Raw genomic sequence first — 13,913 nt, forward strand, 5'->3', positions numbered from 1 at the left:
CCTCGGATCGCTCGCGCGGCTCCCGATGGCAGGGTGGCGTTGCCGGGCGCGGGTTGCGGCTCGCCGGGGCGGGGGCGTCGCTCGGCGCGGGGCTGCGGCTCGCGATGGCAGGGTTGCGTTGCCGGGCGCGGGTTGCGGGTCGCCGCGGCAGGGGCGTCCGGAGGCTCAGCTCGGGCGGTTGCCCGTCCCGACCAGCGCACGGGCGCGCAGTGTGGTCGTCGTGGCCATCAGTTCGCGGTAGCGGGTGTGGACGGCGGACACGACCGGGGCGTCCAGACCGTCGAGAGCGGCCCGGACGCCTGAGCCCATCACGAAGCTCCACGCCGAGTCCGGGGTGAGGGGGATGTCCCGCTCCACCGACCGCACGTCGACCTCGCCCAACCCGAGGCCGCTCAACCACCCGGCCAGCTTCTCCTCGGTGTCCACGCGCGCGGCACGCTCCGCCGACGCCGGGCGGTCGAGCGTCCGCCCCGTCCGCTCGGTGAGCGCCTGGACCAGCGGGCCCACCACGTCGTCCACGCTGCCCTGCCGCCACGTCGTCACGCCGAACGCGCCGCCGGGCCGGAGCAGGCCGACCAGGTGCGCGGCGGCCGCGTCCATGTCCGGCAGGAAGAAGATGCCGAAGACGCACTGCACCCGGTCGTAGGGCAGACCGTCCACAGAGGTCCACCGGGACGCGTCGGCGTGGTGGAACCGCAGCTGCGGCAGCCCTTCGGCGCGTCGGATGCCCTGGTCGAGCAGCTCGCGCGCGAGGTCGACGGCGTCGACGAGCCCTTCGACGCCGACCGCCCGCGCCGCCGGGATGGCCGACGAACCCGACCCGCAGCACACGTCGAGCACTCGTCCACCCGGTCGTGGCGGCGCGGCCTCGACGGTCGCGGCGCCGATCGGGTCCCACAGCAGCGGCGTCCACTCGGCGAACTCGGCACTGCCGTGGTCGAACGCCTCGACCACGGCCGGGATCGACTCAGCCATCCAGTCCTCGCCGTCGGGATCGGGTGAGCAGCAGCAGTGCCGCGCCACCGGTGAGCAGTAGTGCGCCGACCGTCGACACAGTACCCAGCGATCCGGCGCCGGTGTTGGCGAGCCGCGAGCCGCCCGCCGCCGCCGGGGTGGTCGTGGTCGGCGGCACGGTGCCGGCCGGACTGGTCGTGGTCGGTGACGTGGTGCCGGTGGGAGCCGCGCAGTCACGGCCGAGCGCGGTGGCCGGGTCGACGTCGCCGACCGCGATGGTGAACTCGTCGGTGTCCACCACGCGCTGCCCGCCGGCGGGCGTGACGGCGACCTCGACCGTGATCCGGTAGACGCCCTCCCGGCCGAACGCCCAGTTGGCGTGCGCGTGGGTGCCCGGCGCGACGGTCACCGCGTCGGGCAGGCCGTCACCGGAGTTCGCCAGCACGGTCGGCGCCAGGCCGGTCAGGAACAACGCGAACCGGCCGGGTCCGTCCACCGCGGACAACGTGATGGTGACGTCGCCGTGCTCGGGCCGCAGCGCCTCGGTGTTCCAGCCGGCCCAGACGATGCCGGGGATCTGCGTCTGCGGGATGAGCCACACCGGCTGCCCGGCGTCGCCGAGGAACGCGTAGGCGGGATCGGCGGGGATGGTGTTGCGGGCTCGGGGGACGAGGTGGACGACCACGTCCGCGGGATCGCGCCAGACCGCCTTGTCCGGACCCGCGGTGCCGTCCTTGACCCGGGTGCGCAGGACGCCGTCCACGAGACCCGGCGCGATGAGGTCGACGTGCCCGTCATCGAGGACCACGCACGGCGTCGGCGCACCAGTGGTGGTGGTCGTCGTCGTGGCACCGGCAGTCGTCGTGGTTGTTGTGGTGGTGGTCGTTGTCGTCGTCGTAGTAGTAGTGGGCTCCCCCGCGCCCGGAACCACGGTGGTCGGGTCGATCTCGCCGACCGCGATGGCGTAGGTCGCGGTGTCGCGCAACGGTTCGCCGGTCGGGGTGGTGGCTTCGAGGGCGAAGGTGAGCCGGTAGACGCCCTCCCCGGCGAACGTCCAGTTGGCGTGCGCGTGCGTGCCGAGCTCCACCGGGTGCTGCTGGGGCAGGGGGTTGGCGGTGTCGAAGACGCGCGGCAGCGGCTCGCCGAACGACCCGCTCTGGAACACGGTCACCGCACCCGGCGGCGCGCTGCCCGGCAGGTCGCCGCCGATCGCGTCGAGGGTCCAGCGCACCGAGCCGGGCACGACCTGGTCCGCGGTCAGGGACTCGGTGTTCCAGCCGAGCCAGACCAGGTTGGGGTCCTGCACCTCGGGGCTGACCCAGATGTCGCTGCCCGCCGGACCGAGGAACGCGTACTCGGGCCGGTCCGGCACCTGGATGCGGGCCTCGGGCTTCACGTGCGTCACGACCGTCGCCGGGTCGCGCAGCACGGGCGGGTCGACGGTGCCGTCCTTGACCCGGATGGCCAGTTCCCCGTCCACGACGGAGCCGGCCACGAGGTCGACGTGGCCCTGGTCGACCACGGTCGTGGCGTCCTGGGCCGAGGCCGGGAGGATGGACGCGCCGGCGAGCAGCGTGAGGGACGCGGCGACGAGCGCGAGGCCACGGCGGTGGTGCGTGGTCACGAGGACTCCTTGGCTGGACGGCGGCGGGTGACGACCAGCACGAGCACACCCGTGGTGAGCAGGGCCAGGGCCAGCGCGGTGGCGGCGGGCGCCTCGGCGGGACCGGTCGAGGCGAGCTGCGTCGGCCGCCTGCCGTCGGGAGTGGTGTTGCCGGTGTCCGCGGTGCCGGTGGACTGGGCGTCGCCGACGACGAAGGTGTAGCTCGCGGTGTCGGTCAGCGGGCTGCCGTCGGGCCGGGCCGCCGACACGCTGAAGTCCAGCCGGTAGCGGCCGGGCTTGCCGAACGCCCAGTTCGCGTGCGCGTGCGTGCCGAGCGCGACGGTGTGGGTGTCGGGCAGGCCGTCGGTGCTGTTGAAGATCAGCGTCGGAGCGCCGAACGAGCCCGTGGTGAACAGCCCGAACGGGCCGGGACCGTCCACCCCCGTGAGCGTCCACGTGACCGGTCCGCCGACGTCCGCCGGTCGCAGTTCCTCGGTGGACCAGCCGATCCAGAGGATGCCCGGCTGCTCCTGCTGCGGCAGCAGGTGGATCTGCCCGCCCGCCGCGCCGAGGAACGACAGCGCGGGGATCGCGGGCAACGCGGTGCGCGCGGCGTCGGTGATCCGGAACTCGACGTCGGCCGGTTCGCGCCACGTGACCGCGCCGATCGTGCTGCCGTCCTTCACGTGCACGCTCAACCCGTCGCCGACGAGCCTGGGCGCCAGGGCGTCGACGTGCCCGCGGTCGAGCGTGACCTTGCCGGTCGCGGTGGGCGGCTGCCCCGCGGCGGCGACCTCCGGCGCGACCTGGGGCACGACCTGTGGCACGACCTCCGGCAGGGCTTCCGGCACTGCGCGTCCGACCCGGGGCACGACGGCGGGCTCCGCCGCCGCGCGGTTGTCGGCCGGGAGCGCGGGCGCGCCCACCTCCACCGCGTAGACGCGCTCGGCGTGGAGGGGACTGCCGTCGAGCAGGTGCGCGTCCGCGTCGAGCCGGACCGTGTGCCGACCCGGCGCGGTGAACTCCCAGTCCGCGATCCCGGTGGTGGCCACCGGCACGGTCACCGGCTCCGACCCGGTCCGCCCCGGGCCGTCGAGCACGATCGCACGCAGCCGCACCACGTCGCCGAACGCGACGCCGGGCGCGATCGCCGTGGTGTCCCACCGCAGGCCGACCCGCCCGTCCACCGCCGCGACGGTGTCGACGCCCGCCGCGAGGTCCAAGGCACCTTCGCGGACGCTCAGCACCGCCGACGCCTGACCGGGCACGGCGAACGCCGGCGCGGCGAGCACGAGCAGCGCACCGGCCACCCCGCCCACCGCCAGGGCACGGACCGCGATCACGACGACACCTCCGCGGGAACCGGGGTGGCCGCCGTCGAACGGCGGCCACGGGGACGGGTGAGCAGGCCGTGCCGCGGCGCGAACAGCCAGCACAGCACGAAGACGCCGGTGAGGGTGAGCACGATGAGCCCGCCCGCGGCGAGGTCGAAGGCGTAGGAGAGGTAGAGGCCGAGCACGCTGCCGCCGGCGCCGATGGCCGGTGCGAGCAGCATCATCACGCCCAACCGGTCGGTGAGCAGGCGGGCCGCGGCGGCGGGCGTCACGAGCAGCGCCAGCACGAGCACGTTGCCGACGGCCTGCAAGGAGATCACGATCGCCAGCGTCACCATCACGTACAGCGCGATGTCGAGCCAGAACACCGGCAGGCCGACCGCGCGGGCCTGCTCGCGGTCCAGGCTCGCGGCGACCAGCCTGCCGTTGAGCAGCGCGGTGGCCAGCAGCAGGACCGCGCCGATCACGGCGACCGACACCACGTCGCCGTCGCTGATGCCGAGGATCGACCCGAACAGGAACGACTCCAGCGACCCGCCGTAGCCCGGCGCCGCGCTGAGGATCACGATGCCCAGGCCGAAGGCCGCGGCGAAGAAGATCCCGATGACCGAGTCCTCCTTGAGCCTGCGGTTCTGCGCGACCACCGCGATGAGCAGCGCGGTGATCACACCCGCGACCGCGCCGCCGACCACCAGGTTCGCGCCGAGCACGAAGGCCACCGCGATGCCGGGGAACACGGCGTGCGCGACCGCGTCGCCGATGAACGCCATGCCGCGCAGCACGACGTGTCCGCCGACGACGCCGCACACCAGGCCGGACAGCAGCGCCACCAGCAGGGCACGCCGCCAGAAGTCGTACTCCCACGGCGCGGCCAGCGCGTCGAGGACGGCGCTCATCGGGTCACTCCCAGGGATCGGAGCAGCTGATCGGCCCGGTCCAGGCCGAAGGTGCGCAGCCAGATGTCGGTGTCGGCGAGCGCGGCCGGCTCGCCGTCGGCCACGACCGTGCGGTTGAGCAGGCACAACCGCGTGCACAACGTGGTCGCGGCGGCGAGGTCGTGGGTGGTCATGAGCACGGCGACCCCTTCGTCGCGCAGGTCGGTGAGCAGCCGGCCGAGCAGTTCCTGGGTCGGCGCGTCGATGCCGGTGAACGGCTCGTCCAGCAGCAGCACGCGGGGACGCAGGGCCAACGCCCGCGCGACCAGCACGCGCTGCCGCTGGCCGCCGGACAGTTCGCCGACGGGACGCGACCGGAGGTCGTCCATGCCCACGCGCGTGATGGCGTCGTCCACCGCCGCCCGGTCCGCCGCGGTCCGCCGGCCGAACAGGCCGGTCAGGTGGGTGCGACCGGTGGCGACCGCCTTCGCGACCGAGATCGGGAAGTCCCAGGCGAACTCGTGGCGCTGCGGCACGTAGCCGACCGCGCCCCGGGCCTGCCGGGCGGTGCGGCCGTGCACCGCGACCGTGCCCCGGTGTGGTGGCAGCAGGCCCAACGCGGTGCGCAGGAGCGTCGTCTTGCCCGCGCCGTTGGGGCCGATCAGCCCGGCCAGCTCGCCGGCGCGGAGGTCGAAGTCCACTGAGGACAGCACTTCCCGCCCGCCCAGCTGCACGGCCAGGTCGCGGATGCGCAGGATCGGTTCGGTCATCGCTCTCCCCTCCGACGACGCAGGACCACGGCCACGAGGACGGCCACCACGAGCAGCGCGCCGCCGCCCAGGCCGACCCACGTCCACGACCGGTCGCTCGCCGGTTCGGGTTCCGCACGCGGCTCCGGCTTCGCTTCCGCTTCCGCCACGTCGAAAGCGGATCGCGGGTCGGTGGCGTCGCCGACGTGCACGCGCAGGACCCTCCGGTCGGCCACCTGCGCGCGTTCCTTCGTGGTCGCGGCCATCTCCACGTCGAGCAGGTAGGTGCCCGGCGCGCCGAACACCCAGTTGCCGTGCACGTGGGTGCCCGCCTCGATGCCCGTCTCCTGCGGCGCCGGCTCGGCGCTGCTGAAGATCGTGGTCGGCGCGCCGAAGTTGCCGCTGAGGAACAGCACGAACCGGCCGGGACCGCGCACGCCGTGCAGGCGCCAGGTGACCTCGCGCTCGACCGCCGCGGTGACCTCCGGGTCCTGGGTGTTCCAGCCGGGCCACACCACGCCGTCCTGCTCGACCTGCGGCAGCACCCAGATCGGGCCGCCCCGGTCGCCGAGGAAGTCGTACGCCGGGTCGTCCGGGACGGTGGTGCGGGCCGTGTCGGCCACGTGCAGCACGACGTCCGACAGCGCGCGCCACTGCGGCGCGTCACCGGTGTCGTCACGCAGCTGCACGGTCCACCGGCCGTCCACGAACCGCGGCCCGAGGTCCACGTGGCCGTCCGAGACGACCACCTGCTCGGCGGCGTGCGCGACGGCGACCGGCTGGACGGTCATGAGCACGGCGAGCAGCGCGAACAACCGCGTCAGGCGAGGCATCGGACCGCCTCGTCCGCGTTGTGCCGCATCATGTCCACGTAGTTGCCGACCTTGTCGTCGAACGCGTCCCCGTAGAGCAGGCACACGTCGATCGACTGGTCCCGGGCCACCTGGCTCAGCACCGAAGCGCGCTGCGCGAGGTTGGGCTCCATGAACACCGCCGGCACCTTCAGGTTCCGCACCGTCTCCGACAACTTGCGCACGTCCTCCACGCTCGGTTCCTGCGCCGGGTTGGGCACCACGAAGCCCGCGACGGTCAACCCGTAGGCGGCGGCGAAGTAGCCGAAGCCGTCGTGGGTGGTGACCAGGTGCCGGTGCTCGGGCGACACGCGGGCGACGGTCTCGCGCACGTAGCCGTCCAGCTCGTCGAGCCGGTCGAGGTACGCGCGGGCGTTGCGGTCGTAGACCTCGGCCCCGTCCGGGTCCGCGGTGCGCAACGTGTCCCGCACGACCTCGACGTAGGCGCGCGCGTTGCGCACGTCCTGCCACAGGTGCGGGTCGATCTCGCCGTGCACGTGCTTGCCCAGCACGGCCTGCGGCAGCTGGTGCACCGAGCCGCCGGGCGCGCCGAGGAAGGCGAACCGCGGGTCGTCCGGGATGGTGGCGATGGCCTTGTTGGGCACCTCGATCACCGCGTCGGCCGCCGGGACGACCTGCCGCTGGTTCGCGCCGCCCGTCGCGTCGTTGAGCGTGTAGAGCTCGCCGGTGTCGAGGTCGACGGTGAGGTCGGTGTGCCCCTCGTTCAGCACGGTGCCCGCCACGCCGGTCGGGTCGACGCCCACGGCGAAGGTGAACGTGCCCTCCCCCAACGGGATCGGCGCGCTCGCGCCGCCGTTGAGCAGGGTCGCGGCGAGCGTAAGCCGGTAGACGCCGGGCCGGGTGAACGCCCAGTTGAGGTGCGTGTGCGCGGCCGGCGGCAGGGTCGTGGCGTCCACTTCGGACAACTCGTCCGCGGAGTTGAAGTACACCACCGGTTTGCCCAACGCCTCGGTCAGGTACAGGACCAGCTCGCCCGGCCCGTCCAGCGCGGTCGCCGCCAGGCGGACCTCCGAGGAGCGGGTGGCGCCCTTGTCCTTGCCGTCGCCGCGCACCCGCAGCCCCAGCCAGAGCACGTCCAGGCCGATGTTCTCCACCAGCGGGATCACGTGCGCGCCGTAGGTCTCCGACACCTCGGCCAGCGAGACGTTGGGCGTGCCTTCCCGCACGTTGGCGTCGATGGCCTTGATCAGGCGCTGCTCCTCCAGCAGGAGGTGGTTGGTGAACGTGACGTCGGCCCGCGTGACCTTCTTGGCGTCGGCGGGCACGGGCTCGTAGGAGTGCGGGTCGCCGCCGGGCGGCACGAGCGAGTCGACCCGGACGCGCTCGCCGCCGACGTTGCGCACGAGGTCGGCCAGGATCTCGGTGGTCGTGACCACCGACACCCCGTCCGCCGCACCGCCGCCGGCGGCCGAGCAGGCGGTCAGCACGGCGACCGAGAACGCCGCGATGGCGCGCGGGAACGCACGCACGTGCATGGGTTTTTCCTCCAGACGGACGCCGGTCGACCGGCGTGGCACCGCGAACCTAATACGAACGACAACCGTTTTCAATAGGCCGGGCGGCCCAGTCGATCACCGACCGTTCAGCCCTAACGGAAATGATTATCGTCTGCAACACTGCGGTCGCGGCCCGATCGGGCCCATCCACCCCACGAACGGAGCACTCCACCGTGCGCACCTCAGCACGCCTCGCTCTGCTGCCCTTGGCGGTGGCGGCCCTCCTGGGCGCCGTCGTCGCACCGGCCACCGCGTCCACCACCGCGGTCGTCCTCGACAGCGGGCACGTCGACGTCATCGGCATCGCCTTCGAGGACGGGCAGTTCGACGTCCACGTCCACGACGAGACCAACGACGTCGAGTACGCGCCGTCCGACGTGAAGATCGTCGCCAAGTCGGCGGCCCGCACCACCGTGCCCGCCGATCCCGCCTACTCGTTCCTCGGCGCGGCGGGCAGCCCGGTCTGGGTGCTGCCCGAGGTCGAGGACCCGGCGTTGCTGTGGCCCGGCATCGCCACCGAGGAGATCGAGCCCGGCGTGTTCGTCGGCGACGCCCTGACCCTGCGGTTCGAGTGGGTCTACGGCCCCGCCGGGTTCAGCGTCTTCACCACCGACGCCGTCGGCGCGCCCACCGTGCTCGTGGACAGCGGCAACGGCCTGCCCGACGCGGTCGGCCTCACCGCCGGCAACCACCAGCACGCCAACTGGGCGTTCGAGGCGGCCGGCAACTACGCCGTCGTGGTCCGGGTCAGCGGCGTGCTCGCCGCCACCGGCCAGAAGGTCACCTCCGCGCCCGCCCTCTACCGGTTCAAGGTGAACGCATGAGATCCCGAGTCCTCGCCGCCGCGGCCTTCGCCGCGACCGCCGCCCTGCTCCTGCCCGGCACCGCGCACGCCGCCACCATCTCCCAGGGCCACGTCGACGTCCTCGACGTGGACTGGACCGGCAGCACGTTGACGCTGGACGTCCACGACGCCACCGTCTCCCCCGCCGTCGACCGCGACCCGTCCACCGTCGTGCTCGACGCCGTGCCGGCGAGCAAGACCACCGTGCCGGCCAACTCCGCGTACTCGTTCCTCGGCACGCCCGGCTCCACGGTGTGGGTGCTCCCGCAGGCCCAGGTCACCGGCATCCTGTGGCCCGGGATCAACACGCAGGGCGTGCCGTCCGGCGTGCTGCTGAACAACACCGTGACCGCCAAGCTCGTCTCGGTCTCCGGCCCCGCGGACGTCAGCGTGTACACGACGAGCCTCGGCACGCCCACCGTGTGGTTCGACAGCGGCAACGGCCTGCCCGACAGCCGGACCATCGCGGTCAACACCCACGCGCACGCCAACTGGGCGTTCGAGGCGGCGGGCACCTACACCGTGGTCTTCGAAGCCACCGCCACCAAGGCCGCCGGCGGCGCCGTGACCACCGGGCAGAAGAGCTACACCTTCACCGTCCAGCCCTGACACCCCAGAGCCGACCACGCTGCCGCCCGGTCGAACGGGCGGCAGCGGTGGCGGGCGCGCGGGCGATCGCGCGGCGGCCCAGCGGCAGCGGTGCCGGGCGCGCGGGCGGCGGCGGTCGAGCGGGTGGCTCAGCGGTCGAGTTCCTCGTTCTTGGCGTCGAGGCCGCGGCGGATCGCGCCCGGCGCGGGCGTGAGGCGGTCGCGGACCTTGGCCGAGGAGGCCAGTTGCCACGGCACGCTGGTCACCATGACGCCGGGCTGGAACAGGAGCCTGCCCTTGAGGCGCAGCGCGCTCTGGTTGTGCAGCAGTTGCTCCCACCAGTGCCCGACGACGTACTCGGGGAGGAAGACGGTGACGACGTCGCGGGGGTTGTCGGTGCGCACCCGCTTGACGTAGTCCAGAACCGGTTTGGTGATCTCGCGGTACGGCGACTCGATCACCTTGAGCGGGATGGAGAAGTCCTGCTCGTTCCAGAGGGCGACGAGCTCCCTGGTGTCCTTGTCGTCCACGTTGACCGTGACCGCTTCGAGCCGGTCCGGCCGCACCGCCTTGGCGTAGGCCAGCGCGCGCTTGGTGGGACGGTGCACTTTGGACACCAGCACGATCGCGTGGTTGCGGGACGGCAGCCCGATCGGTGACTCGTCGTCGTCCTCCCGCAGCTCGTCGGCGACCCGCTGGTAGTGGCGGCGGATCGCGGCCATCAACGCGTAGATGGCCGCCATCGCGGCGAGCGAGATCCAGGCGCCCTGGGTGAACTTGGTGATCAGGATGACGGCCAGCACCAGGGCGGTCATCGCGAAGCCGAACGCGTTGACCGCCTGGGCGCGCCGCATCCGCCGCCGCGCCGCCGGGTCGGTCTCCGTGCGCAGCAACCGGGTCCAGTGGCGGATCATCCCGCTCTGGCTGATCACGAACGACATGAACACGCCGACGATGTAGAGCTGGATCAGCCGCGTCACCTCGGCGTCGAACGCCACCACGAGCACGATCGCGAACCCGGCGAGGAAGACGATGCCGTTGGAGAACACCAGCCGGTCGCCGCGGGTGTGCAGCTGGCGCGGCAGGTAGCGGTCCTGGGCCAGGATCGAGCCGAGCACCGGGAACCCGTTGAACGCGGTGTTCGCGGCCAGCACCAGGATCAGGCCGGTGAAGAAGATGACGTACCAGGTCGCCGGCGGGAACCCGGCGAACACGGCGTTGGCGAGCTGGGCGACCAGGGTCTTCTGCTCGTAGCCCGCGGGCGCGCCGATCAGCTGGTGCGCGGGGTCCTCGGCGACCTGGGCGCCGGTGAGCCGGGCCAGCATGATCAGGCCGAGGAACATGGTGACGGCCAGCACGCCCATCATCAGCAGGGTCATGGCGGCGTTGCGGCCCTTTGGCTTGCGGAACGCGGGCACGCCGTTGCTGATCGCCTCGACCCCGGTCAGCGCGGCGCTGCCGGAGGAGAACGCGCGCAGGACCAGGAACGCGAGCCCGAGTCCGGCCAGACCACCGTGCTCCTCGACCAGCCGGAAGTCGGCGCTCTCCGCTCGCACGTCGTCCCCCAGCACGTACACGCGGACCAGCGACCACGCGATCATGGCCAGGATGCCGGCGACGAAGGCGTAGGTGGGGATGGCGAACGCGGTGCCGGACTCGCGCACGCCGCGCAGGTTCATCGCGGTGAGCACGACGATGGCGCCGACCGCGAACTCGACCTTGTGGGTCGCCACGAACGGCACGGCCGAGCCGATGTTGGCCGCGGCGGACGCGATCGACACCGCCACCGTCAGCACGTAGTCGACCAGCAGGGCGCTGCCGACCACCAGGCCCCACTTCGGGCCGTGGTTGACGGTGGCCACCTCGTAGTCGCCGCCGCCGGAGGTGTAGGTGCGGACGTTCTGCCGGTAGGAGGCCACCACGGCGGCCATCACCACCGCGACCAGCAGCGCGATCCACGGGCTGAACGCGTACGCCGACGCGCCGGCGACCGACAGGACCAGCAGGATCTCCTCCGGCGCGTACGCCACGCTCGACATCGGGTCGGAGGCGAACACCGGCAGCGCGATCCGCTTGGGCAGCAGGGTGTGCGACAGGCGGTCGCTGCGGAACGGCCGCCCGACCAAGAGCCGCTTGGCGACGGTCGCGAGCTTGGACATGGAGGCAGGGCCTAGGGGGTCTCGGTCCGGCCTGGTGTGGTCCGGAGTTGCCGGCACGGCGTGCGGTCGACGGCGACCGGTGGCGGGCGGGTCGGGTCGCTCCCGGCGCGCCGGACCTCCACCCGGGCTCCGGGTCGGCCCGGCAGGCGTGTCCCCCGACCACCGCGGGTGACCCTAAAGGGTGAACCGGGCCGTCGGACCCCGGTGCGCGGTTCCTTACGGGATCTTGACGTCGCCCGCGGCCTCACGCCGGTGAGATGCGGCTCAGCAGCGTCAAGGAAGCGTCAATGAGCGGGGCGGCCCGACTTCCGGTGTGATCGGGTGCACGTGTTCCGGGTGGTGCGTCCGAGTGCACCGCCCTCGTCCGGACGGGGTGGATGTGCGCACGACGTGGCTCGCGCCTCGACGACGGGTGACCGCGGGCACGGCTCATCCGGCGCGGACGGTGGTCTTCGGGTTCGGCGCGGCCGTGCTGCTGGGCACGGTGCTGCTGGCGCTGCCCGTGGCGGCCGAGTCGGGGTCGTCGGCGGGCGTGGTCACGGCGTTGTTCACCGCGACGTCGGCGGTGTGCGTGACCGGTCTGGTGGTGGTGGACACCGCGACGCACTGGTCGACGTTCGGCGAGGTGGTCGTGCTGGGCCTGATCCAGGCCGGCGGGCTGGGGATCATGACGCTGGCCACGCTGCTCGGGATGCTGGTGGCCCGCCGGCTGGGGCTGCGGATGCAGCTGACCGCGCAGGCGGAGACCAAGGCGGGCGGGTTGGGCGAGGTCCGCGGCGTCGTGCGGCGGGTCATCGCGGTCAGCCTCGCGGTCGAGGCGGTGACCGCGGTCGTGCTGACCCTCCGGTTCGCCACCGGTTACGGCATGCCGTGGGGACGCGCGGTGTACGAGGGGGTGTTCCACGGCGTCTCGGCGTTCAACAACGCGGGCTTCGCCCTCTACGCGACGAGCATGACCCCCTACGCCACCGACCCGTGGATCACGGTGCCGGTGATGCTGGCGATCATCACCGGCGGCCTGGGCTTCCCGGTGCTGTTCGAGCTGGGCCGCAGGCTGCGGGGCACGCTGCGCCGCTGGACCCTGCACGCCCGCATCACCCTGCTCACCTACGCCGCGCTGCTGGTGTTCGGCGTCGTCGCCATCACCGCGATCGAGTGGTCCAACCCGGCCACGCTCGGTCCGCTGAGCGTGCCCGGCAAGCTGCTGGTGGGCGCGTTCCACGGGGTCAACCCGCGCACGGCCGGGTTCAACTCGCTCGACGTCGCGCAGATGTCGCCGGCGTCGCTGCTGGTCACGGACCTGCTGATGTTCATCGGAGGCGGCAGCGCGGGCACCGCGGGCGGGATCAAGGTGACCACGTTCGCGCTGCTGGCGTTCGTCATCGCGGCCGAGATCCGCGGCGAGCCGAGCGTGCACGTGCTGGGCCGGCGGCTGTCGGCCGAGGTGCAGCGCCAGGCGCTCACGGTGGCGCTGCTCGGCGTCGGCGCGGTGGCCGCCTCGACGTTCGCCCTGCTGCTGATCACGGGTTTCCCGCTGGACGCGGTGTTGTTCGAGACCATCTCCGCGTTCGGCACCGTCGGCCTGTCCACCGGCATCACCGCCGCCATCCCACCGGCGGGGCAGGTGCTGCTGGTGGTCCTGATGTTCATCGGTCGGCTCGGCCCGATCACCCTGGCCGCCGCGCTCGCCCTGCGCGAGCGCGCCCGCCGCTACGAACTACCCGAGGAGCGACCCGTCGTTGGCTAGCAGCAGCGCACCCCGTCCCGGACGCGTCGTCGTCATCGGCCTCGGCCGCTTCGGCAGCTCCCTGGCCCGCGAACTCGTCGCGCACGGCTCGCAGGTGCTGGGCATCGACTCCCGGCCCGCGATCGTGCAGCGCTACGCCGACGACCTCACCCACACCGCCGTGGCCGACACCACCGACGAGACCGCGCTGCGGCAGCTCGGCGTGCCGGACTTCCGGCGTGCCGTGGTGGCCATCGGCACCGAGCTGGAAGCCAGCATCCTCACCACGGCGCTGCTGGTCGACTTCGCCATCCCCCACATCTGGGCCAAGGCGACCAGCCGCCAGCACGGCCGCATCCTCGAACGCGTGGGCGCGCACCACGTCGTGCTGCCCGAGCACGACATGGGCGAACGCGTCGCCCACCTCGTCACCGGCCGGATGCTGGACTACATCGAGTTCGAGGACGACTACGCGATGGTCAAGACCGTCGCGCCCGCCGGTGCCGTCGGCGTCCCGTTGGGGCAGAGCAGGCTGCGCACCCACCACGGCGTCACCGTGGTCGCGATCAAGCGCCCAGGCCACGACTTCACCTACGCCACCGCCGACACCGTCGTGCGGGACGGGGACATCCTCATCGTCGCCGGCCGCACCAACCAGGTGGAGACCTTCGCCGACCTCGTCTGAACGGCGTCGGCACCGTCCTGCGCGAGGA

General features: G+C 72.9%; 12 protein-coding genes. 4 read left to right on the forward strand and 8 right to left on the reverse strand.

Annotated features, from left to right (window positions below; translation table 11 throughout):
* Positions 1–165: 165 nt before the first annotated feature.
* Genes ACZ7GX_RS19915 through ACZ7GX_RS19945 form a run of 7 tightly spaced genes read right to left on the reverse strand, consistent with a single transcriptional unit; the run spans position 166 to position 7,862 of the window.
* Positions 166–975, reverse strand: a complete 810-nt coding sequence (locus tag ACZ7GX_RS19915; RefSeq protein WP_498778526.1) for a class I SAM-dependent methyltransferase — start codon at positions 973–975, stop codon at positions 166–168.
* On the reverse strand, positions 968–2,578 hold the full coding sequence (locus ACZ7GX_RS19920) for a choice-of-anchor M domain-containing protein (protein ID WP_498778527.1): 1,611 nt from the start codon (positions 2,576–2,578) through the stop codon (positions 968–970). The genes ACZ7GX_RS19915 and ACZ7GX_RS19920 overlap by 8 nt, the downstream gene beginning before the upstream one ends.
* On the reverse strand, positions 2,575–3,900 hold the full coding sequence (locus tag ACZ7GX_RS19925) for a choice-of-anchor M domain-containing protein (protein ID WP_498778528.1): 1,326 nt from the start codon (positions 3,898–3,900) through the stop codon (positions 2,575–2,577). Before ACZ7GX_RS19925 ends, ACZ7GX_RS19920 begins: the two co-directional genes overlap by 4 nt.
* The gene (locus ACZ7GX_RS19930; RefSeq protein ID WP_498778529.1) at positions 3,897–4,787 is read right to left on the reverse strand and encodes an anchored repeat-type ABC transporter permease subunit; all 891 of its coding nucleotides are present in this window, start codon (positions 4,785–4,787) and stop codon (positions 3,897–3,899) included. The genes ACZ7GX_RS19925 and ACZ7GX_RS19930 overlap by 4 nt, the downstream gene beginning before the upstream one ends.
* Positions 4,784–5,536, reverse strand: coding sequence for an anchored repeat-type ABC transporter ATP-binding subunit (locus tag ACZ7GX_RS19935; protein ID WP_498778530.1), 753 nt, complete (start codon positions 5,534–5,536; stop codon positions 4,784–4,786). The genes ACZ7GX_RS19930 and ACZ7GX_RS19935 overlap by 4 nt, the downstream gene beginning before the upstream one ends.
* Complete coding sequence (locus ACZ7GX_RS19940; RefSeq protein ID WP_498778531.1) at positions 5,533–6,348, reverse strand: TIGR03773 family transporter-associated surface protein; 816 nt, start codon at positions 6,346–6,348, stop codon at positions 5,533–5,535. The genes ACZ7GX_RS19935 and ACZ7GX_RS19940 overlap by 4 nt, the downstream gene beginning before the upstream one ends.
* Entirely contained in the window at positions 6,336–7,862 is a 1,527-nt protein-coding gene (locus tag ACZ7GX_RS19945; RefSeq protein WP_498778532.1) for an anchored repeat ABC transporter, substrate-binding protein, read from the reverse strand. Before ACZ7GX_RS19945 ends, ACZ7GX_RS19940 begins: the two co-directional genes overlap by 13 nt.
* Before the next feature lie 194 nt (positions 7,863–8,056).
* Between ACZ7GX_RS19945 and ACZ7GX_RS19950 the strand changes: the two genes are divergently transcribed.
* Together ACZ7GX_RS19950 and ACZ7GX_RS19955 are read left to right on the forward strand one after the other, a co-directional pair.
* On the forward strand, positions 8,057–8,707 hold the full coding sequence (locus ACZ7GX_RS19950; protein ID WP_498778533.1) for a choice-of-anchor M domain-containing protein: 651 nt from the start codon (positions 8,057–8,059) through the stop codon (positions 8,705–8,707).
* Positions 8,704–9,336 (forward strand): choice-of-anchor M domain-containing protein, encoded by a 633-nt coding sequence (locus ACZ7GX_RS19955; RefSeq protein ID WP_498778534.1) that lies wholly within the window; start codon positions 8,704–8,706, stop codon positions 9,334–9,336. Before ACZ7GX_RS19950 ends, ACZ7GX_RS19955 begins: the two co-directional genes overlap by 4 nt.
* Before the next feature lie 128 nt (positions 9,337–9,464).
* Here ACZ7GX_RS19955 and ACZ7GX_RS19960 read toward each other — a convergent pair whose 3' ends face one another.
* A complete protein-coding gene (locus ACZ7GX_RS19960; RefSeq protein ID WP_498778535.1) occupies positions 9,465–11,474 on the reverse strand; it encodes an APC family permease in 2,010 nt (669 codons plus the stop codon).
* A gap of 379 nt (positions 11,475–11,853) precedes the next feature.
* Between ACZ7GX_RS19960 and ACZ7GX_RS19965 the strand changes: the two genes are divergently transcribed.
* Together ACZ7GX_RS19965 and ACZ7GX_RS19970 are read left to right on the forward strand one after the other, a co-directional pair.
* A complete protein-coding gene (locus ACZ7GX_RS19965; RefSeq protein ID WP_498778536.1) occupies positions 11,854–13,221 on the forward strand; it encodes a TrkH family potassium uptake protein in 1,368 nt (455 codons plus the stop codon).
* Complete coding sequence (locus ACZ7GX_RS19970) at positions 13,214–13,885, forward strand: potassium channel family protein (RefSeq protein ID WP_498778537.1); 672 nt, start codon at positions 13,214–13,216, stop codon at positions 13,883–13,885. Before ACZ7GX_RS19965 ends, ACZ7GX_RS19970 begins: the two co-directional genes overlap by 8 nt.
* Positions 13,886–13,913: the final 28 nt, after the last annotated feature.

Source organism: Actinosynnema sp. NPDC037264 (genome assembly GCF_055603705.1).

Bases quoted from the DNA above. Each gene is read 5' to 3' on its own strand.
- ACZ7GX_RS19915 (WP_498778526.1), bottom strand. From the start codon at position 975: ATGGCTGAGTCGATCCCGGCCGTGGTCGAGGCGTTCGACCACGGCAGT.
- ACZ7GX_RS19930 (WP_498778529.1), bottom strand. From the start codon at position 4,787: ATGAGCGCCGTCCTCGACGCGCTGGCCGCGCCGTGGGAGTACGACTTC.
- ACZ7GX_RS19935 (WP_498778530.1), bottom strand. From the start codon at position 5,536: ATGACCGAACCGATCCTGCGCATCCGCGACCTGGCCGTGCAGCTGGGC.
- ACZ7GX_RS19940 (WP_498778531.1), bottom strand. From the start codon at position 6,348: ATGCCTCGCCTGACGCGGTTGTTCGCGCTGCTCGCCGTGCTCATGACC.
- ACZ7GX_RS19945 (WP_498778532.1), bottom strand. From the start codon at position 7,862: ATGCACGTGCGTGCGTTCCCGCGCGCCATCGCGGCGTTCTCGGTCGCC.
- ACZ7GX_RS19955 (WP_498778534.1), top strand. From the start codon at position 8,704: ATGAGATCCCGAGTCCTCGCCGCCGCGGCCTTCGCCGCGACCGCCGCC.
- ACZ7GX_RS19960 (WP_498778535.1), bottom strand. From the start codon at position 11,474: ATGTCCAAGCTCGCGACCGTCGCCAAGCGGCTCTTGGTCGGGCGGCCG.